Source organism: Lentzea sp. NPDC036949, from assembly GCF_055608075.1.
The window spans coordinates 23,536-42,218 of sequence record NZ_JBVJRA010000009.1 but is presented as its reverse complement, the minus strand read 5'-3'; the positions used below and the strand labels follow the sequence as shown (position 1 = coordinate 42,218).

At 73.4% G+C, this 18,683-nt stretch carries 19 protein-coding genes; 16 read left to right on the top strand and 3 right to left on the bottom strand.

Annotation, left to right across the window (positions count from 1 at the left end; all coding sequences use genetic code 11):
• The first annotated feature begins 95 nt into the window (after positions 1-95).
• From ACZ7CD_RS24965 to ACZ7CD_RS24940, 6 genes are read left to right on the top strand one after another with little or no spacing between them, the layout of a single operon-like run.
• The gene (locus ACZ7CD_RS24965; RefSeq protein WP_470379773.1) at positions 96-1,229 is read left to right on the top strand and encodes a zinc-dependent alcohol dehydrogenase; all 1,134 of its coding nucleotides are present in this window, start codon (positions 96-98) and stop codon (positions 1,227-1,229) included.
• Positions 1,219-2,136 (top strand): UDP-glucuronic acid decarboxylase family protein, encoded by a 918-nt coding sequence (locus ACZ7CD_RS24960; protein ID WP_360384531.1) that lies wholly within the window; start codon positions 1,219-1,221, stop codon positions 2,134-2,136. The genes ACZ7CD_RS24965 and ACZ7CD_RS24960 overlap by 11 nt, the downstream gene beginning before the upstream one ends.
• A gap of 9 nt (positions 2,137-2,145) precedes the next feature.
• Positions 2,146-3,741 (top strand): carbamoyltransferase family protein, encoded by a 1,596-nt coding sequence (locus ACZ7CD_RS24955; protein ID WP_360384529.1) that lies wholly within the window; start codon positions 2,146-2,148, stop codon positions 3,739-3,741.
• Positions 3,738-4,985, top strand: a complete 1,248-nt coding sequence (locus ACZ7CD_RS24950; RefSeq protein ID WP_470379772.1) for a glycosyltransferase — start codon at positions 3,738-3,740, stop codon at positions 4,983-4,985. Before ACZ7CD_RS24955 ends, ACZ7CD_RS24950 begins: the two co-directional genes overlap by 4 nt.
• The gene (locus ACZ7CD_RS24945) at positions 4,982-5,857 is read left to right on the top strand and encodes a glycosyltransferase family 9 protein (RefSeq protein ID WP_360384525.1); all 876 of its coding nucleotides are present in this window, start codon (positions 4,982-4,984) and stop codon (positions 5,855-5,857) included. The genes ACZ7CD_RS24950 and ACZ7CD_RS24945 overlap by 4 nt, the downstream gene beginning before the upstream one ends.
• The gene (locus ACZ7CD_RS24940) at positions 5,809-7,038 is read left to right on the top strand and encodes a UDP-glucose dehydrogenase family protein (RefSeq protein ID WP_470379771.1); all 1,230 of its coding nucleotides are present in this window, start codon (positions 5,809-5,811) and stop codon (positions 7,036-7,038) included. Before ACZ7CD_RS24945 ends, ACZ7CD_RS24940 begins: the two co-directional genes overlap by 49 nt.
• On the opposite strand, the gene ACZ7CD_RS24935 is transcribed toward ACZ7CD_RS24940, so the two are convergent.
• Positions 7,022-8,368, bottom strand: a complete 1,347-nt coding sequence (locus tag ACZ7CD_RS24935) for an aldehyde dehydrogenase family protein (protein ID WP_458432677.1) — start codon at positions 8,366-8,368, stop codon at positions 7,022-7,024. The two genes, ACZ7CD_RS24940 and ACZ7CD_RS24935, sit on opposite strands and share 17 nt — an antisense overlap.
• Positions 8,369-8,418: 50 nt before the next feature.
• Here ACZ7CD_RS24935 and ACZ7CD_RS24930 point away from each other — a divergent pair, with 50 nt between their 5' ends.
• The 10 genes from ACZ7CD_RS24930 (at position 8,419) to ACZ7CD_RS24885 (ending at position 16,604) form a co-directional block, all read left to right on the top strand.
• Positions 8,419-8,814 carry a ChaB family protein gene (locus ACZ7CD_RS24930; protein WP_360384519.1) on the top strand — a complete coding sequence of 132 codons (396 nt, stop codon included), beginning with the start codon at positions 8,419-8,421 and terminating at the stop codon, positions 8,812-8,814.
• Positions 8,811-9,803, top strand: coding sequence for an NAD-dependent epimerase/dehydratase family protein (locus ACZ7CD_RS24925; RefSeq protein ID WP_360384517.1), 993 nt, complete (start codon positions 8,811-8,813; stop codon positions 9,801-9,803). Before ACZ7CD_RS24930 ends, ACZ7CD_RS24925 begins: the two co-directional genes overlap by 4 nt.
• Before the next feature lie 62 nt (positions 9,804-9,865).
• Positions 9,866-10,381 (top strand): D-glycero-alpha-D-manno-heptose-1,7-bisphosphate 7-phosphatase, encoded by a 516-nt coding sequence (locus ACZ7CD_RS24920; protein ID WP_470379770.1) that lies wholly within the window; start codon positions 9,866-9,868, stop codon positions 10,379-10,381.
• Positions 10,378-11,361 (top strand): glycosyltransferase family 9 protein, encoded by a 984-nt coding sequence (locus ACZ7CD_RS24915; protein WP_470379769.1) that lies wholly within the window; start codon positions 10,378-10,380, stop codon positions 11,359-11,361. Before ACZ7CD_RS24920 ends, ACZ7CD_RS24915 begins: the two co-directional genes overlap by 4 nt.
• Positions 11,358-12,224: a glycosyltransferase gene (locus ACZ7CD_RS24910; RefSeq protein WP_458432675.1), complete on the top strand. Its 867-nt coding sequence runs from the start codon at positions 11,358-11,360 to the stop codon at positions 12,222-12,224. Before ACZ7CD_RS24915 ends, ACZ7CD_RS24910 begins: the two co-directional genes overlap by 4 nt.
• Positions 12,221-13,435 carry a glycosyltransferase gene (locus ACZ7CD_RS24905; RefSeq protein ID WP_470379768.1) on the top strand — a complete coding sequence of 405 codons (1,215 nt, stop codon included), beginning with the start codon at positions 12,221-12,223 and terminating at the stop codon, positions 13,433-13,435. The genes ACZ7CD_RS24910 and ACZ7CD_RS24905 overlap by 4 nt, the downstream gene beginning before the upstream one ends.
• Positions 13,432-14,007 carry a D-sedoheptulose-7-phosphate isomerase gene (locus tag ACZ7CD_RS24900; RefSeq protein ID WP_360384507.1) on the top strand — a complete coding sequence of 192 codons (576 nt, stop codon included), beginning with the start codon at positions 13,432-13,434 and terminating at the stop codon, positions 14,005-14,007. The genes ACZ7CD_RS24905 and ACZ7CD_RS24900 overlap by 4 nt, the downstream gene beginning before the upstream one ends.
• Positions 14,008-14,161: 154 nt before the next feature.
• Positions 14,162-15,439, top strand: coding sequence for a D-glycero-beta-D-manno-heptose 1-phosphate adenylyltransferase (rfaE2, locus tag ACZ7CD_RS24895; RefSeq protein WP_470379767.1), 1,278 nt, complete (start codon positions 14,162-14,164; stop codon positions 15,437-15,439).
• A complete protein-coding gene (locus tag ACZ7CD_RS24890) occupies positions 15,439-16,107 on the top strand; it encodes an SDR family oxidoreductase (protein ID WP_458432672.1) in 669 nt (222 codons plus the stop codon). The genes rfaE2 and ACZ7CD_RS24890 overlap by 1 nt, the downstream gene beginning before the upstream one ends.
• Positions 16,104-16,604: a phosphatase PAP2 family protein gene (locus ACZ7CD_RS24885; protein ID WP_470379766.1), complete on the top strand. Its 501-nt coding sequence runs from the start codon at positions 16,104-16,106 to the stop codon at positions 16,602-16,604. Before ACZ7CD_RS24890 ends, ACZ7CD_RS24885 begins: the two co-directional genes overlap by 4 nt.
• Before the next feature lie 18 nt (positions 16,605-16,622).
• On the opposite strand, the gene ACZ7CD_RS24880 is transcribed toward ACZ7CD_RS24885, so the two are convergent.
• Entirely contained in the window at positions 16,623-17,447 is an 825-nt protein-coding gene (locus ACZ7CD_RS24880; protein WP_470379765.1) for an SDR family oxidoreductase, read from the bottom strand.
• The gene (locus tag ACZ7CD_RS24875; protein WP_458432669.1) at positions 17,444-18,631 is read right to left on the bottom strand and encodes a cytochrome P450; all 1,188 of its coding nucleotides are present in this window, start codon (positions 18,629-18,631) and stop codon (positions 17,444-17,446) included. Before ACZ7CD_RS24875 ends, ACZ7CD_RS24880 begins: the two co-directional genes overlap by 4 nt.
• Positions 18,632-18,683: the final 52 nt, after the last annotated feature.

Here is an 18,683-nt window from a genome sequence, read left to right as displayed (position 1 = left end):
ACGAGCCTTACCCGGGGTGCGCCCGCCGCAAACACCCGTCCGGGCGTGTTTGTGCCGCTCCGGCACGGGAACCAGCCTGGAAACGAGGAGGGCCGATGAAGGCTGTTGTGTGGCACGGCGTGGGCGACATCCGCTTGGACGACGTGGATGCCCCGCGCATCCAGGAACCGACCGACGCGGTCATCCGGATCACCCGCAGCGCGATCTGCGGCACCGACCTGCACATGGTCCGCGGCACGATGCCGGGCATGGTGGAGGGCACGGTCCTCGGCCACGAGGCCGTCGGCGTCGTCGAGGAGGTCGGGTCCGCGGTGCGCGGGTTCACGCCCGGTGACCGGGTGGTGGTGACCTCGACGGTCGGCTGCGGCACCTGCTCCTACTGCCGGGCCGGGTACTTCGCCCAGTGCGACACCGCCAACCCGAACGGCCCGGAAGCCGGCACCTGCTTCTTCGGCGGCCCCCAGCCGACCGGACCGGTGGACGGGCTGCAGGCCGAGTACGCCCGCATCCCGTACGCCATGACGACGCTGGTGCGCATACCCGACGCGGTGAGCGACGACCAGGCGATCCTGCTCTCCGACATCTTCCCCACGGCGTGGTTCGGCGCCCGGCTGGCCGAGGTCGGCTCCGGTGACACCGTGCTCGTGCTGGGCGCGGGCGTGGTCGGTCAGTTCGCGGTCGCGTCGGCCAAGCGGCAGGGCGCGGGACGGGTGATCGTCGTCGACGGCATCGAGTCCCGCCTGGACAAGGCCCGCGAGCAGAACGCCGAGACGGTGAACTTCAACGTTGAAGACCCCGCCGAGGTGGTGAAGGAGCTGACCGGCGGCATCGGCGTCGACCGGGTGATCGAGGCGGTCGGTGTCGACGCCGAGAAGCCCGGTGGCGAGAGGGGGGAGCAGTGGAAGCCCGGTGACGCGCCGGACCTCGCGCTCAGGTGGGCGGTGGAGATGGTCGCGAAGGCCGGTTCCATCGGGATCATCGGCGTCTACCCGCCGGGCTTCGAGCAGTTCCCGATCGGCGAGGCGATGAACAAGAACCTCACCCTGCGCATGGGCAACTGCAACCACCGCCGCTACCTCCCGCGGCTGCTCGACCTCGTCGTCTCCGGTGTCGTGGACCCGACGGCGTTCATCACGAAGCACGAGGAGCCCGCCGCCGCGATCGACGCGTACAAGTCGTTCGACCTGCGCGAGGACGGCTGGTTGAAGACGGTCCTCGATGTCGCCTGAACGGGTCGTCGTCACCGGGGGTGCGGGGTTCCTCGGCTCGCACGTGTGCGAAGCGCTGCTGCGGGACGGTGCGCAGGTCGTGTGCATCGACGACTTCCGCACCGGCTCGCGGGCCAACGTGCCGGAAGGCGTCGGCGTGGTCACCGCGGACGTGTCCCGGCCGCTCGACCTTCTCGGCCCGGTCGACCTGGTGCTGCACCTGGCGTGCCCGGCCTCGCCCGCGGACTACCTGCGGATGCCCGTGGACACGTTGCGCGCCGGTGGTTTCGGCACCTACCACGCGCTGGAGCTGGCCCGCCGCAAGGGGGCCAGGGTCGTCGTGGCCTCCACGAGCGAGGTGTACGGCGACCCGCTGGAACACCCGCAGCGCGAGTCCTACTGGGGCCACGTCAACCCGATCGGGCCGCGCAGCGTCTACGACGAGGCCAAGCGCTTCGGCGAGGCGATGACGATGGCGTTCAGGCAGGAGCACGGCGTGGACGCGGGCATCGTGCGGATCTTCAACACCTATGGCCCGCGGATGCGCGCGCACGACGGCCGGATGATCCCCACGTTCCTGCGGCAGGCGCTGGCCGGAGAACCGCTGACCGTGCACGGCGACGGCCGGCAGACCCGGTCGCTGTGCTACGTCTCGGACCTCGTGCGCGGGCTGCTCGCGATGGCCCGCACCGACCAGGCCGGCCCGATCAACCTCGGCAACCCGGCCGAGGTGACCGTGCTGGACGTGGCGCACAAGACGATCGAGGTCACCGGCAGCTCGTCGGAGATCCGCCACGTCGAGCCGATGACCGACGACCCGCGCCGCCGCCGCCCCGACATCGCGCTGGCGCGGCAGGTGCTCGGCTGGCAGCCACGCGTTCCGCTGGAAGAGGGGCTGCGCTCGTTTGCCCGGCACTTCGCCGGGTAGCCGCTGACCATGCGAGTCCTCGGGATCAACGCGGTGTTCCACGACCCGGCCGCCGCTCTCGTGATCGACGGCAAGACCGTTGCGGCAGCGGAGGAAGAACGCTTCTCCCGCCGCAAGCACGGCAAGCGCCCGGTGCCGTTCTCCGCGTGGGAGCAGCCGGAGCTGGCCGCGCGCTGGTGCCTGGAGCAGGCGGGGCTGACGGCGGCGGACCTCGACGCCGTCGCCTACTCCTACGACCCGGACCTGGTCGACGCGCAGTACGCGCCGTGGGAGGACCTGCGCACGCAGTACGTGCGGCGCGCGCCGCAGTTCCTCTCCACCGTCCTGCCGGGGCTGGACCCCGACATCGTCCAGTTCGTACCGCACCACGTCGCCCACGCCGCCTCCACCGGTCTGGCCGCACCGTTCGCGGGCAACTGCGCCGTGCTGGTGGCCGACGGGCGCGGCGAGTGCGGGTCGCACCTGGCCGGCCGGTACGTCGACCAGGAGCTGACCACGCTGGCGGCGCAGCGGTTGCCGCACTCGCTCGGGTTGTTCTACGAGGACCTGACCGAGCACCTGGGGTTCCTGCGGTCCAGCGACGAGTACAAGGTCATGGCGCTGGCCTCGCACGCGAAGCCGGTGCACCTGGACCTGATGCGCGAGCACGTGGTGGTCCGCGACGGCGGCTTCGAGATCACGCCGTTCGACTGGAACACCCTGGCCAAGCAGCGGGCCGACGACGAGGAGCTGACCTCCGAGCACGCGGAGCTGGCCGCGTCCGTGCAGGTCCGCGTCGAGGAGGTGCTGCTGGAGCTGGCCGGGTGGCTGCACGAGCACACCGGCGAACGGCGGCTCGCGATGGCCGGTGGCGTGGCGCTGAACTGCGTGGCGAACAGCCGGATCTTCGCCGAGGGACCGTTCGACGAGGTGTGGGTCCAGCCCGCCGCCGGTGACGCCGGGACCGCTCTCGGCGCCGCGCTGCACGCGAGCACCGACGTGGTCGAGCCGATGCCGACCGCGGCGCTGGGCCGGGGTTTCTCCGACGCCGAGATCGAGTCGGTGCTCAAGACCGCGGCCGTGCCCTACGAACGCCCCGCCGACGTGGCCGCCGAGGTCGCGCGGGCGTTGGCGGACAACAAGATCGTGGCCTGGTTCCAGGGCCGCAGCGAGTACGGCCCGCGCGCACTCGGCCGCAGGTCGCTGCTCGCGAACCCGTGCTTCCCGGAGAACCTGAACCGGTTGAACGACGTGAAGGGCCGGGAGCAGTTCCGCCCGGTGGCGCCGATGGTGCTGCTCGAACGGGCCGCCACGATCTTCACCCGCGGCCCGATCCCCAGCCCCTACATGCTGTTCGTGCACGACGTCCGTCCGGAGTGGAGGGACCGCATCCCGGCCGTGGTGCACGTCGACGGCACCGCGCGGGCCCAGACCGTGGCCGGTGACCCGCTGCTCGAACGGATGCTGCGCGGCTTCGAGGAGCTCACCGGCGTGCCGGTCGTGGTCAACACGAGCCTCAACACCGCGGGCCGCCCGATGGTCGACACCCCGCGCGACGCGCTGGAGTGCTTCGGCTCGTCCCCGGTGGACCTGCTCGCCATCGGCCCCTTCGTGGTGCGCCGATGAAGTACTCCGTCGTGATCCCCACCGTCGGCCGCGCGTCCCTGGACGCGCTGCTCGACGTGCTCGAGAACGGCCCCGGCCCGGAGCCGCTGGAGGTCGTCGTCGTCGACGACAGCGAGACCCGCCTGGGCCCGGCCGCCGCCCGCAACACCGGCTGGCGCACCGCGTCCGGCGACTGGGTGGCCTTCGTCGACGACGACGTGGTGCTGCCGCGGGACTGGAAGACCCAGCTGGCCGCGGACCTGGAAGGCCTCGCGGACGACGTGGCCGCCACCCAGGCGCGGATCGTGGTGCCGCTGCCACCCGACCGCAGGCCAACCGACGCCGAACGCGGCACCGCCGGCCTCGCCGACGCCCTGTGGATCACCGCCGACATGGCCTACCGCCGTTCCGCGCTGGCGGAGTGCGGCGGGTTCGACGAACGGTTCCCGCGCGCCTACCGCGAGGACGCCGAGCTTGCGCTGCGCGTGCAAGACCGCGGGTACCGGATCGTGCACGGGGAACGGGTCACGACGCACCCGGTCAAGCCCGCGACGTTCTTCACCAGCGTGCAGCAGCAACGCGGCAACGCCGACGACGCCCTGATGCGCCGCCTGCTCGGCCCCGGCTGGCGGTCGCGCATCGGTGGCCGGCGGGGGCGGTTGAGGGTGCACGCCCTGACCACCGCTGCCGGGGTGGGCGCGGTGCTGTGCGGGCTGACGGGCCGGCGGCGGGCCGGTGCGGTGCTGGCGGCGGTGTGGGCGGGGCTGACCGGGTGGTTCGCCTGGGCGCGGATCGCGCCGGGGCCGCGTGACGTGCGGGAGGTCGCCGAGATGGTGGTGACCAGTGCGGCGATCCCGCCGGTGGCGTGCTGGCACCGGGTGCGCGGGGAGTGGCGGCACCGGCGGGTCGCTCGGGTGCCGCAGGAGGGCGGCGAGGTGCCGGTTCCGCAGGGTGGCCGGCCGCGGAGCGGTGGAGTGGGCGAGCCGCAGGCTGTGCCGCCGAATGGGCAGCGCTCTGGCGAGGTGGGCGATCGGCTGGCTGCCGGGCTGAGCGACCGTCGGACAGCCGACTTGGACGACCGTCAGGCCACCGACCTGGACGACCGTCAGGCCACCCACCCAGGCGACCGTCAGGCCACCCACCCAGGTGACCGTCAGGCCACCAACCTGGGCGACCGCCAGGCCACCGACCTGGGCGACCGCCGGGACGTTCAGCCCGACCGGCTGCCGGCCGACGAGCTGCGACCGCGGCGGGCCGGCCGATGAGGGTCCTCGTCCTGCGCGCCCTCGGCCTCGGCGACCTCCTGACCGCCGTACCTGCCCTGCGCGGCCTGAGAGCCGCGTTCCCGGACGCGGAGATCACCCTGGCGGCTCCGGAGTGGCTGCGGGACGTCGTGGACCGGATCGACGCGGTCGACCGCCTGCTGCCCACCGAGGAGCTGGCGCCGATCGCGTTCGACCGGCCCGACCTCGCCGTGAACCTGCACGGTCGCGGGCCGCAGAGCGTGGAGCTGCTGCGGGCGACCCGGCCGCAGCGGCTGATCACGCACGAGTACTGGCGCGAGGACCACCACGAGGTGGTCCGGTGGTGCGACCTGCTGGAGCGCAACGGCATCCCGTGCGACCCGGCCGACCTGCACCTGCCGCCGGTCGGGCCGCGCACGAACCGGATGGTGGTCCACCCCGGCGCCAGCACCGGGGCGCGGCGCTGGCCGGCTGACCGGTACGCGACGGTGGTGCGCGCGCTGGGCAGCGATGTCGTCGTCACCGCCGGGCCCGGTGAACGCGAGCTCGCCCGCAGGGTCTCGCCGACGCCGTTCTCGGGCAGCCTGGCCGAGCTGCTGGACCTCGTCGCCACCGCGCGGCTGGTCATCTGCGGCGACACCGGCGTCGCGCACGTCGCCACCGCCTACGGCACCCCGTCGGTGCTGTTGTTCGGGCCGGTGCCGCCTCAGCTCTGGGGGCCGCGGCACGGGCCGCACCTCGTGCTCTGGCACGGCTCCACCGGCGACACGTTCGCCGCCGAACCCGACCCCGGCCTGCTGCGGATCACCGTGGACGAGGTCCTCGAAGCTGCAGGAGGTGTGCTGTGCGACCCCAGCGGATCGGTGTTGTCGGCGCGGGTTACGTCGGCCTGACCACGGCCGCGTGCTTCGCGCACCTCGGCCACGACGTGGTGTGCGCGGACGTCGACGAGACCAAGGTCGCCGCCCTCGCCGCGGGTGAGGTCGGGCTGCACGAGCCGGGGTTGCGCGAGCTCGTCGTGCGCAACGCCGAGCGGTTGCGGTTCGTGGCCGGCAACCGGGAGGCGCTGTCCGACGTGGACTTCACGTTCGTCTGCGTGCCGACCCCCACCGGACCCGACGGCGCGGCCGACCTCACGGCGGTGGAGGCGGTCATCGCCGAGGCACCGCGGGGGTGCCGGCTGGTGCTGAAGTCCACCGTGCCGGTGGGAACGGCCGCGCGGTACCCGGGGGTGGTGTCGAACCCCGAGTTCCTGCGCGAGGGCCACGCGGTCGAGGACTTCCTGCGGCCGCAACGGGTCGTCGTCGGCGCCCGCGACGAGCGGCACGCGCTGGAGGTGGCCGCGCTGTACGAACCGACCGGCGCGCCCACCGTCATCACCGACAACACGAGCGCGGAGCTGGTGAAGTACGCCAGCAACTGCTTCCTGGCGCTGAAGCTCTCCTACGTCAACACCCTGGCAGAGCTGTGCGAGCAGGTCGACGCCGACATCGACGGCGTCACCGAGGGCATGCGGCTCGACGACCGGATCGGCGCGTCCTGCCTGGAACCCGGACCGGGCTGGGGCGGTTCGTGCCTGCCCAAGGACACCCTCGCGCTGCTGGCCACCGCACGGCAGGCCGGCGTCGACTTCCCCACGCTGGAGGGGGCCGTCACGACCAACCGGCACCAGCCGCACCGCGTCGTCGACCGCATCCGCGCGGAGACCGGTCCGCTGCGGGACAAGAGGATCGGCCTGCTCGGGCTCACGTTCAAGGCAGGCACCAACGACCTGCGCGACTCGCCGGCACTCGCCGTCGCGGAGCTGCTCACCCGGGAGGGTGCCCGGCTGACCGGCTACGACCCGTGCGTCACCGGCGACCTCGACGGCATCGTCGTGCACGCCACCCCCGCCGACGCGGCGCGGGACGTGGACATGCTGGTGGTGCTCACGGAGTGGCCGGAGTTCGCCGAGCTGGACTGGCCGGAGCTCGCCCGCCACACGGCCACCCCGCGCATCCTCGACACCCGCAACGTGGTGCCGCGCGACAAGGTGGCCGAGGCGGGCTTCCTGCTGGTCACGACCGGCCGCTGACCCCGAGGTGCACCACCTTCACGGTGGTCATCTCGTCCAGCAGCTCCGGCCCGTACCCGAACCCGGTGCCCGACGCCCCGCGCGGCTGGGCCGCACCGCCGGGGGCACCGCCGAAGACGTTGTTCACCTTCACCGTGCCCACCGGCAACGCACGCCACGCGCGGGTGGCGTGCTCCATCGACCCGGTCAGCACGGTCGCCGCGAGCCCGTAGTCGCCGGAGCACGCCTCGGCCAGCCCGTCGTCGAACGTCGGCACCGCCTGCACCGGGGCGACCGGGCCGAACGTCTCCTCGCACATGACCTGCATCGCCGAGGTGCAGTCGGCCAGCACGGTCGCGGGGTAGAAGGCGCCGCGACCGGGCGGGACCTCCCCGCCGACGAGGGCCCGCGCCCCGGCGGTGACGGCCGCGGCGACCTGGCCGTGCACGAACTCCCGGTGCCGCACGTCGACCAGCGGCTGCGGCTGCTCGTTCCACCGGCGGGCCAGCGCGCACAGCTCCTCCAGGAACGGTGCGGCGATCGTCTTGTGCACGTAGATCCGCTCGACCGACACGCAGAGCTGGCCCGCGTTCGTGAACGCGCCCAGCGCCGCCTGCGCCGCCGCCCACCTCGGGTCGACGTCGTCGTCGATGAGCAACGGGTCGTTGCCCCCGTTCTCCAGCAACACCTTCGCGCGGGTGGACGCGGCGATGGCGCGTCCGGTCGCGGTGCTGCCGACGTGCGCGACGACGTCCACGTCACCGCTCACCAGCGCCGCACCGACCGGGCCCGCGCCGGTGAGCGTCTGCAGCACGCCGGAGGGGAAGAACGGGCGCAGGACCGCGTCGAGCAGCAGACCGGTGTGCGGGCAGCGCTCACTCGGCTTGTGCACCACGGTGTTCCCGGTGACCAGTGCCGCCCCCAGCAGCCCGCACGCCACCGCCACCGGGTCGTTCCACGGCGTCAGCGCCACGACCACCCCGCGCGGCTGCGGGATCATGAAGTCGACCGCGGTGCCGTGCAACGACCGTCCACGGTGGACCGGACCGAGCTCGGAGTACTGCACCAGCGTCGAGGCGCCCGCGAGCACGCCCTCCCGCGCGGAGGCGAGCGGCCGCCCGGTCTCGGTCTCGATCACCGCGGCCAGGTCGCCGGCCCGCGCCCTGAGCTCGGCCGCCGCCGCGGCGACCGCCGCTCCGCGTTCCGCCGCCGGTGTCGCCGCCCACTCCGCCTGAGCGGTCCGCGCGGCGGCCAGCGCGGCGGTCACGTCGTCCTCGCCGGCTACGGGGAGCAAGCCGACCGGCTGGTCGTCCAAGGGGCTGCGGACGTCGATGGCGTGCATGGTGGTCATGTCCGCCGGGTAGCCCTTCTGAGCAGGGAGAAACACCTGGGAGGAGAACCATGCCCGGACGCGAGGAACTGCCCAGCACGGTGGCCCGGTCGTCGAAGAAGGCCCAGCGCACGTGGATCAAGGCGCACGACTCGGCCGTCGAGTCCTACGGCGAGGGGGAACGGGCGCACCGCACCGCGTTCTCCGCGCTCAAGCACAGCTTCGAGAAGGTGGGCGACCACTGGGAGGCCAAGGACGAGAAGGGGCCGTCCGACCCGCAGGCCGAGCGCAGCACCCCGCAGCAGGGTGAGACCGCCGGTGGCGTGGACGCGAACGCGACCAAGCAGCACCTCTACGACCTGGCCAAGCGGCTGGGCGTCGAGGGCAGGTCGCAGATGACCAAGGACGAGCTGGTCGACGCGATCGACAGGGCCAACACCCGCGCGACGGCTCGGGCGCGCTCGTGAAGGTCGTCGTCACCGGCGCGACCGGCAACGTCGGCACCGCCCTGCTGCGCAGGCTCGCCGACGAGCCCGACATCGAGGTGCACGGCATCTCCCGCCGCCGTCCCGCGAACGCCGCGCCCTACCAGGGGATCACCTGGACGCCCGTCGACATCGGCCGGCCGGGCGCGGAGGAGGTGCTGGCCACCGCGTTCGAGAACGCCGACGCCGTCGTGCACCTGGCGTGGCTGATCCAGCCGTCGCACGACGAACGCGCGCTGTACCGCACGAACATCGCCGGTTCGGCACGCGTGTTCACCGCCGCGGTCGACGCGGGCGTGGGGCACTTGGTGCACATGTCGTCGGTCGGCGCGTACTCGCCGGCGACGAAGGACCGCAGGGTGGACGAGTCGTGGCCGGTCAAGGGCGTGCGGTCGTCGTTCTACAGCAGGCACAAGGCCGCGGTGGAGCACCTGCTGGGCCAGTTCGAGTCGCAGCTGCTCATCTCCCGCCCGCGACCGGGCCTGATCCTGCAGTCCGACGCCGGGTCCGAGATCCGCGACTACTTCCTCGGCAGCCTCGTGCCGAAGTGGCTGTTCCGGCACCGCATCCCGGTGCTGCCGCTGCCGCGCCACCTGGTGCTGCAGTTCGTCCACGCCGACGACGTGGCCGACGGTCTGGTGCGCATCCTGCGGCACCGCCCGCACGGCGCGGTGAACCTCGTCGCCGAACCCGTTGTCACTCCCCGTGTTCTCGCCGACGTCCTCGGTGGCCGCCACGTTCCCGTGCCGGCGCGGCTGATGCGGTTCTTGGCGCACGCGTCCTGGTTGTTGCGGCTTCAACCGACTCCGCCGGGCTGGGTGGACCTCGCACTGGCATCGCCGCTGCTCAGCGCGTCGCGGGCGCGGTCGGAACTGGGCTGGGAGCCCACTTTCGGGTCACAGGAAGCTCTTCGCGCTCTTGTTCGGGGCATCGGCGCCGGTCAGGAGGTCGACGCCAGCCCGGTGCTGTGAGACGGGGAGAACCGCTTCGCCGAGTAGCGTTTCAAGCCGCTTTTCTCGGCTAAATCTCCTCTATGGACGGGACTTTCGACGCGGTCCTCTTCGACCGCGACGGCACGCTCATCCGGGACGTCCCGTACAACGGCGACCCGAGTGCCGTGACACCCATGCCGGGCGCCCGCGAGGTGTTGCACGGCCTGCGTGCCCACGGCCTGCTCACCGGCGTGGTGACCAACCAGTCGGGGATCGGCCGTGGCCTGCTCACGAAGACGCAGGTCACGGCCGTGAACGCACGGGTCGACGAGCTGCTCGGCCGGTTCGGCACCTGGCAGATCTGCCCGCACGCGCCCGAGGACGGCTGCGCGTGCCGCAAACCGGCTCCCGGGATGGTCCTGGCCGCGTGCGAAGCCCTCGGGGTGAGTCCGCACCGCACGCTCTTCGTGGGGGACATCGGCTCCGACGTCGAGGCCGCGCAGGCCGCGGGCGCGGTGCCGTTGCTCGTGCCGACCGAGGTGACCAGGCCGCACGAGGTCGCCGGTGCACCGCACACCGCACCCGACCTGTTCGGCGTGCTGGAGATGGTCCGATGAGGACGTTGGTCGCCCGCCTCGACAGCGACGGTGACGTGCTGCTGGCCGGTCCGGCGGTGCGCGCGGCCGCGACGGCGGGCGAGGTCGTGCTGTTGTGCGGCCCCAACGGTGTCCGCGCCGCCGAGCTGCTGCCGGACGTCAGCCGGATCGTCGAGTGGGAGTGCCCGTGGATCGTCAACCCGGCCTCCGACGTGCGCCCGGTCGACATCGAGGCCGTCATCGCGCTGGTGCACGGGATTCGCGCCGACGTGGCCTTGGTGCTGACGTCGTTCCACCAGAGCCCGCTGCCCACGGCGCTGCTGCTGCGGCTGGCGGGCGTGCCCAAGATCGTGGCCCGCTCGACCGACTACCCGGGGTCGCTGCTGGACGTGCGGTTGCGCGACGACCCGGACATCCCCGAGGCGGAGCGGGCCCTGCAGGTCGCGCGCGCCGCGGGGTTCGAGCTGCCGGAGGGCGACGACGGCCGGCTCGCCGTCACCGACCCGCCGGAGGCGGACCTGAGCGGTCCGTACGTGGTGGTGCACCCCGGTGCGACGGCGCCCGCCCGCACCTGGTCGCCGGACCGCTGGGCGAAGGCGGTGGTCGCGCTGACCTCCGCCGGGCACCGGGTGGTCGTGACCGGCGGACCGGCCGAGGCCGAGCTGACCGGGCACGTTGCCGGCGCGTGCGGGCTCGACCTGGGCGGGCGCACCGGCTTCCGCGAGCTGGCCGGGGTGCTGAAGGGTGCTGCCGCGGTCGTCGTCGGCAACACCGGACCCGCCCACCTCGCGGCCGCGGTCGGCACCCCGGTCGTGTCGCTGTTCGCGCCGGTGGTGCCCGCCGTCCGGTGGGCGCCGTACGGCAGGCACGTGCTGCTCGGTGACCAGAACGCGCCGTGCCGGGGCAGCAGGGCGCGCGAGTGCCCGGTGCCCGGACATCCGTGTCTCGACCTGGTGGACCCGGCCGCGGTCGTCGCGGCGGTCGCGGAGGTGACAGCGTGAGGATCCTGTTGTGGCACGTCCACGGTTCGTGGACGCACTCGTTCGTCCAAGGCGGACACGAGTACCTGGTGCCCGGTCCGCCGGACGGCATCGGGCTCGCCGGGCGGCCGTGGCCCGCGGCGCGCGAGATCGAACTGTCCGATGTGGACCCCGACGTGGCCGTGGTGCAACGGGTCGAGGAGCTGTCGCTGGTACCGCGCGGCATCCCGGTCGTGTACCTGGAGCACAACACGCCCGCCGCGCCCGGCCAGCGGCACCCGATGGCGGACTGGGACGGGACCCTGGTCCACGTCACGCACTTCAACGACCTGATGTGGGACTGCGGCAGGACCCGCACGATCGTCGTCGAGCACGGGGTCGTCGACCCCGGCCAGCTCTACACCGGTGAGCTGCCCAGGGCGGCGGCCGTGATCAACGAACCGGTGCGGCGCGGCCGGGTCGTGGGCACCGACCTGCTGCCGCGGTTCGACCCGGTCGACGTGTTCGGCATGGGCACCGAGCAGATCGGCGGCATGGGGGACCACGACCTGGAGTCGTTGCACCGCGAGCTCGCGCGCCGCCGCGTCTACGTGCACACACCGCGCTGGACGTCGCTCGGGCTGTCGTTGCTGGAGGCCATGCACATCGGGATGCCCGTGGTCGCGCTGGCGTGCACGGAGGCCATGCGCGCGGTGCCACCCGAGGCCGGTGCGATCTCGACGGACGTGGAGGAGCTGGTGTCGGCGGTGCGGGAGCTGATCGCAGATCCGGCTCTCGCACAAGAGAAAGGGAAACGGGCGCGTGAGTTCGCGTTGGCCCGCTACGGGCTCGAAGCGTTCCTGCGGAGCTGGGACGTGGTGCTGAAGGAGGTGTGGGTCGGATGAGGATCGCAATGGTGTCGGAGCACGCAAGTCCGCTTGCCGTGCTGGGCGGCGCGGACGCGGGCGGTCAGAACGTGCACGTCGCGTCGCTCGCGGCCGCACTGGTGCGGCGAGGTCACGACGTCGTGGTCCACACCCGCCGCGACGGCGAGGCACTGCCCGGCCGCGTGACGACGCCCGACGGGTACGAGGTCGTCCACGTGCCGGCCGGGCCGCCCGCGGAGGTGCCGAAGGACGAGCTGCTGCCGCACATGGCCGAGTTCGGCCGGTTCCTGCACGAGCAGTGGCAGGAGAAGGCACCCGACGTCGTGCACAGCCACTTCTGGATGTCCGGTCTCGCCTCCGTGCTGGCCGCCCGCCGCTCCCGCGTGCCGATCGTGCACACCTACCACGCGCTCGGCACAGTGAAGCGCCGCCACCAGGGCGCGGACGACACCAGCCCGCCGCAGCGCGTCGCGGTCGAGCGCCTGGTCGGGCAGGAGGCGACCGTCATCGCCGCGACCTGCGCCGACGAGGTGCGGGAGCTGGTCGCCATGGGCCTGCGGCGGGACAAGACCGTCGTCGTGCCCTGCGGCGTGGACACCGACCTGTTCGGCGTGGCCGGCCCGGTGGTGCCGCGGTCGGCGCCCCGGCGGATCGTGTCGGTGGGCAGGTTGTTGCCGCGCAAGGGGTTCGCCGACCTCATCGCCGCGTTGCCGATGGTGCCCGACACCGAGCTGGTGATCGTGGGCGGACCACCGGACCTCACCGCGGACCCGGAGGCACGACGGCTGCTGGCCGTGGCGCAGTCGCTCGGCGTCGCCGACCGCGTGCACCTCGCCGGCCAGGTCGCGCGCACGGACATGCCCGCGTTGCTGCGTTCCGCGGACGTCGTGGCGTGCGTGCCCTGGTACGAACCGTTCGGCATCGTGCCGCTGGAGGCCATGGCCTGCGGCGTGCCCGTCGTGGCGTCCGAGGTGGGCGGCCTGACCGACACCGTGGTCGACGGTGTGACCGGTGTGCTGACCGCACCCCGCGACCCGCGTGCCCTCGGCCGGGCGCTGCGCACGCTGCTGGCCGACCCGTCCCGCGGCACGGCCTACGGCATCGCCGGCCGCGACCGCGTCGAGGCCATGTACTCGTGGGACGAGGTGGCGGCCCGCACCGAGCTGGTCTACCGCGGCCTCGCGGCCGGCCGCCTCGTACCGACCGACCGGCTGGCGGTGGCCCGGTGACCCTCGAAAGCCACCTCGAAGGCCTGAACCACACGCTGTCCGGCCTGCAGTCCCAGGCCTCCCTCGTGCACCGCTGGGGCGCCCGCCTGGCCCACCTGCTCTCCACGGGCGGCCGCCTGCTCGCCGCGGGCAACGGCGGTTCCGCCGCCGAGGCCCAGCACCTCACCGCGGAGCTCGTCGGCCGCTACCGCCACGACCGCCGCCCGTTCGCGGCCCTGGCGCTGAACGCCGAGACCTCCAGCATCACCGCCATCGCCAACGACTACGGCTACGACCAGGTGTTCGCCCGCCAAGTCCTCGCCCACGCCCGCCCCGACGACGTGGTGCTGCTCATCTCGACCAGCGGCTCCAGCCCCAACCTCCTGGAGGCCGCACGGGCCGGTCGGGTGGCGGAGGCGAGCGTGTGGGCCCTGACCGGCGCCCTGCCGAACCCGCTGGCCGCGCTGGCCGACGACGTGCTCGCGCTGCCGGGCGACCCGTGCCACGTGCAGGAGGCGCAGCTGGTCGTGGTGCACGCGCTGTGCGAGGCGTTCGAGGCCGCGCTGCCGGTCGTGGGGCGGAGGGTGTCGTGACCGCGGCCGGGACGTCGCGGGCTGCGGTGCGGGATGGGCGGCCCGAGCTGGCCGGATCGCGCGGTACGGCGCGTGCGCGGTGCGACGTGGTAGTGCCGACAGCCTGGCGTGCGGCGCCCGCCCGCCCACCGCACGCAGCAGAGCGGAGGACGGCATGAAGCTCGTGGTCGTCGGTGACGCGCTGCTCGACATCGACATTTGCGGCACCGTCACCCGCGTGTGCCCGGACGCGCCCGCCCCCGTGCTGGACGTCGCCGACGAGCACGCCCGTGCCGGCGGTGCCGCGCTGGCCGCCACCATGGCGGCGCGGGACGGTCTTGACGTCACGCTGGTGACCGCCCTGTCCGATGACGAGGCCGGACAGCGGCTGCGCGGGTTGTTCGAGGTGCCCGCCGTCGTGGGGCAGTCGGGACCGGTGCCGGTGAAGACCCGGCTGCGCAGCGGCGGCACGTCGCTGGCACGGGTGGACCGCGGCGGGGGCGGCCCGGCACCGCAGGTCACCGACGAGATGCTCGACGCGGTGCTGACCGCGGACTTCGTGCTGGCGTCGGACTACGGGCGTGGGCTGCTGGCCGACGAACGGCTGCGGTCGGTGCTCACGCGCGTCCCGGTCGTGTGGGACCCGCACCCGCGCGGACCGCGACCGGTGCCCGGCGCGCGGCTCGTCACGCCCAACCTGTCCGAGGCCACCGCGTTCAGCGGCACCGCCGACCCGGAGGAAGCGGCGCGCACACTGAGGGAGACCTGGCAGGCGCGTGCCGTCGTGGTCACGATGGGCAAGTCCGGTGCGTTGCTCCACTGTGGAGGGACACCCGTCGCCGTTCCGGCGCCCGTCATCCCGGCCGTGGACCCGTGCGGTGCCGGCGACCGGTTCGCCGTCGCCGTCACCACCGGGCTGGCCCGGGGCGCGGCACCGGACGACGCCGTGGCCGACGCGGTCGCGCGCGCGGCGGAGTTCCTGCAGCAGGGCGGTGTCTCCGGCATGCGGGCGGAGCCCGGCTCCACCGTGGACGAGGTGCGCCGGCGCGGCGGGGTCGTGGTCGCCACCGGCGGTTGCTTCGACGTGCTGCACCCCGGGCACGTGCGGATGCTCGCGGCGGCACGGGCGCTGGGCGACTGCCTCGTCGTGTGCCTGAACTCCGACCAGTCGGTGCGCCGGCTCAAGGGCGAGCACCGGCCGGTCAACGGGCAGGCCGAGCGGATCGAGGTGCTCAAGGCGCTGGAGTCCGTGGACGACGTGGTCGTGTTCGGCGAGGACACCCCCGAGCACGTCCTGGGCCGGCTGCGGCCGGACATCTGGGTGAAGGGCGGCGACTACACCGCCGAGCTGCTGCCGGAGACCGCGGTGGTCCGGCGGTGGGGCGGGCGCACCGTCGTGGTGCCGTACCACCGCGGGCATTCGACGACCGAGATCCTGTCGAGGAGGGCTTGATGAAGGTGCTGGTGACCGGTGGCGCGTCCGGGTTGGGCGCGGCCGTCGCGGACGCGGTGCGCGAAGCGGGCGGAACCCCGCTGGTGCTGGACAAGTCGGCGCCGGAAGGCGTGCACGACTTCGAGCTGGTCGACCTCGCGGACGGACGGGCCGCCGAACAGGCGGTGCGCACGCTCGCCGAGCGCAACGGAGGACTCGACGCGGTGGTGACCGCGGCGGGCATCGACCGGTGCGGCACGCTCGCGGAGGTGCCCGCCGACGAGTGGGAGAACGTCGTGCGGGTCAACCTGTTCGGCACCGCGGCCGTCGTCCGGGCGGCACTGCCGTACCTGGAGGGCGGCCGGGTGGTCACCGTCGCGTCCACGCTCGGGCTCAAGGCCGTCAGCGACGCCACGGCGTACTGCGCCTCGAAGTTCGGCGTCGTCGGCTTCACCCGCGCACTGGCGGCCGAGACCGCGGGCCGCACCGGTGTCACGCTGGTCGTGCCCGGCGGCATGCGCACGAAGTTCTTCGACGACCGCACCGAGCAGTACCGGCCGAAGGACCTCGACCAGCTCAACCCGCCGGACCGGGTGGCGGCCGCGATCCTGTTCGCGCTCAACCAACCCGAGGGGTGCGAGGTCCGCGAGCTCGTGATCGCCCACGCGCAGGAGCCGTCCTGGCCGTGAACGAACTCGACGAGGACTCCCAGTTCGACAGCGTTTTCCTGCCCGCCAGACGACCACACCCGGTGATCGTCGCGGCCGGCCTGAGCGCGCGCGGTGGCCTGCTGTGGTTGCCGGTGGCGGGTGTCATCGCCGCGACGGGCAGGAAGCGGACCGCCCGGCACGCGCTGCTCGCGGCCGTGGCCGCCATGCCGCTGGGCCACCTGGTGAGCCTGGTGGTGCACCGGCGCAGACCGCACTCGGTGCTGCCCGCGCGCAAGGCGTTGCCGGAGCACCCGGACTCGTCGTCGTTCCCCTCCAAGCACGCGGTGACGGCCGCCGCCTTCGGCACCGTCACCGCGGTGGAGGACCCGGTGGCCGGCGCGTTCGTCACGCCGCTGGTCCTGCTCGTCGCCTACAGCCGGCTGCGCACCCGCGTGCACTGGCCGACCGACGTCATCGGCGGTCTGGCGCTCGGTGCGGTGATCGGCTTGGCCGTGCGCGCCGGGACCAGGCGCTGATCCCGGCGCGCACGCGGGTCAGGGCCGCCTCCACCCCTCGTCGCCGAGGAGCGGGCTCGCCTGCGGTCCCATCAGCGACATCCCGCCGTCCACGACGAACGACGCGCCCGTCACGTACCCGGCGGCGGGGGTCGTCAGGAACGCCACGACCGCGGCGACCTCGGCGGCGTGACCGGGCCGTCCGAGCGGGACGCCTGGCCGCGGCTCCGTGCGCGGGTCCACGTCCTCCTGGCCGGTCATCGGCGTCGAGATCTCGCCGGGGGCAACGGAGTTCACGGTGATGTCGTGTTCGGACAGCTCCAGCGCCAGAACCTGGGTCAGCGCACCGAGTCCGGCCTTGGCGGCGCAGTACGGTGCGGCACCGACGCGGGGGAGGTGCTCGTGGACGGACGTGATGTTCACGATCCGGCCGCCGCGACCACCGGCGATCATGTGCCGCGCGGCCCGCTGGCAGCACAGGAACGCGCCGTCGAGGTCGACCGAGAGCACCTCCCGCCACTTCTCGTACGACATCTCCAGCGCCTTCTCGCTGCTGCCGGTGCCCGCGCAGTTCACCAGCACGTCGAGCCCGCCCAGCTCCTCGGCCAGCTCGTCGACGACGGAGGCGGCACCGGGCAGGTCGGTGAGGTCGAGGCGGCGCACGGCACACCGGCCGCCCGCCGCGCGGACCTCCTCGGCGGTGCGTTCGGCGCCGTGGGCGTCGTCGTGGAACGTGATGCCCACGTCGACGCCGCCACCGGCCAGCGCGACCGCGACGGCCTTGCCGATGCCGGAGTCGGCGCCGGTCACGACGGCGCGCAGCGGCGCGCCGGCGCGGTCCTGGGGTAGGGGTGCGGTGGTCATGGGACGCGAGTACCCGCCGCGGTCGCGGGCATGCGGAGGGTGAAGTGGTTCAACGTCCTGGGCAGCGGCTCACCCAGCACACCGGAGAACGCCAGGTGTTCGCTGAGCGCGTCGAGCACCGCCCCGGCCGTGACCAGCACCAGGTCGCGGCCGGGGCACTCGCCGGGACCGCCGCTGAACGGCACGATCGCCGGGTCGCGCGGCCCGTCCCACAGCTCCGGCGCGTACCGGTCTGCGAACGGCAACCGGTCCGGGTCGCGGTGGAAGAACGGCGTGAACACCACGAACTCGGTGTTCTCCGGCAGCCACGTGCCGTGCCAGCGGGTCGCGATCGTGCTTTCCCGCAGGATGATAGGCGTCGTCGGCCACAGCCGCGCCGACTCCAGCACACCGCGCACACCGGTGCCGCCCACCGCCAGCGCCCGCATCGTGACGATCCCGGCCGCGTCGAACGCGAAGAGCCAGTGCGGCACCTGGCCGGACAGGTCGCCGGGGAACGCGGCGAGGCTGCCGGGCTCGCGCCGTGCGAGGTGCTCGTCGAGCCGGTGCTGGAAGCGTTCGCGCAGACCCTCCTGCCGCGGGTGCAGGAACGCCCAGTTCGCGTTCTGCCGCAACGCCTTCAGGTCGTCGGTGAGCTGGTCGTCGTCACGTGCGCCGTTGCCGAGCACGATCCTGCGCACGATGCGCCACCACACCTGGCTGAACCCCTGCCAGGTCAGCTCGCCGTTGCTCATCACGTGCCGCACCAGCAGGTCCACCTCGTCGCGCACGACGTCCTCGACCGGCACGTTCTCCGGCCGCAGCGCGCGTTCGTTGAGCTCGCGCAGCCGGTCGCGCTCCGGTTCGTCCGAGATGAGCACGCCGTGCGGCTGGAAGTGCCGCAGCGCCGCTTTCTTCTCCCTGGTGGCCAACGCGAACGGCTCCGGCGACTCGCGCAGCAACCGCCCCACGTCGGCCGGGTCGACCAGCACGGCGACGCTGCGGCCGGTGACGCGCAGGCGGACCGGTTCGGGCCCGTACCGGTCCCGCAGGTGCCGCATCGTGTCGATGGCGGTGGAGTCGGACTGGACCTTGTCGGCGAGCGCCATCACGCCCGGCCTGCGGACGATGACGCCTTTCGCCAGCGTGGGCAGCAACACCGTCGCGAAGACACGCGTGGTGTCGAGTCGTGAAGAGATGGCCATGCACCGGACTACCCGCTCGTGTGCGTGTGAACCGGCACGACCGGGGGTATTC

Excerpts from the sequence above, each read along its gene's own strand:
- ACZ7CD_RS24965 (WP_470379773.1), top strand. The coding sequence starts at position 96 with ATGAAGGCTGTTGTGTGGCACGGCGTGGGCGACATCCGCTTGGACGAC.
- ACZ7CD_RS24960 (WP_360384531.1), top strand. The coding sequence starts at position 1,219 with ATGTCGCCTGAACGGGTCGTCGTCACCGGGGGTGCGGGGTTCCTCGGC.
- ACZ7CD_RS24955 (WP_360384529.1), top strand. The coding sequence starts at position 2,146 with ATGCGAGTCCTCGGGATCAACGCGGTGTTCCACGACCCGGCCGCCGCT.
- ACZ7CD_RS24950 (WP_470379772.1), top strand. The coding sequence starts at position 3,738 with ATGAAGTACTCCGTCGTGATCCCCACCGTCGGCCGCGCGTCCCTGGAC.
- ACZ7CD_RS24945 (WP_360384525.1), top strand. The coding sequence starts at position 4,982 with ATGAGGGTCCTCGTCCTGCGCGCCCTCGGCCTCGGCGACCTCCTGACC.
- ACZ7CD_RS24935 (WP_458432677.1), bottom strand. The coding sequence starts at position 8,368 with ATGACCACCATGCACGCCATCGACGTCCGCAGCCCCTTGGACGACCAG.
- ACZ7CD_RS24930 (WP_360384519.1), top strand. The coding sequence starts at position 8,419 with ATGCCCGGACGCGAGGAACTGCCCAGCACGGTGGCCCGGTCGTCGAAG.
- ACZ7CD_RS24920 (WP_470379770.1), top strand. The coding sequence starts at position 9,866 with ATGGACGGGACTTTCGACGCGGTCCTCTTCGACCGCGACGGCACGCTC.
- ACZ7CD_RS24915 (WP_470379769.1), top strand. The coding sequence starts at position 10,378 with ATGAGGACGTTGGTCGCCCGCCTCGACAGCGACGGTGACGTGCTGCTG.
- ACZ7CD_RS24905 (WP_470379768.1), top strand. The coding sequence starts at position 12,221 with ATGAGGATCGCAATGGTGTCGGAGCACGCAAGTCCGCTTGCCGTGCTG.
- rfaE2 (WP_470379767.1), top strand. The coding sequence starts at position 14,162 with ATGAAGCTCGTGGTCGTCGGTGACGCGCTGCTCGACATCGACATTTGC.
- ACZ7CD_RS24890 (WP_458432672.1), top strand. The coding sequence starts at position 15,439 with ATGAAGGTGCTGGTGACCGGTGGCGCGTCCGGGTTGGGCGCGGCCGTC.
- ACZ7CD_RS24880 (WP_470379765.1), bottom strand. The coding sequence starts at position 17,447 with ATGACCACCGCACCCCTACCCCAGGACCGCGCCGGCGCGCCGCTGCGC.
- ACZ7CD_RS24875 (WP_458432669.1), bottom strand. The coding sequence starts at position 18,631 with ATGGCCATCTCTTCACGACTCGACACCACGCGTGTCTTCGCGACGGTG.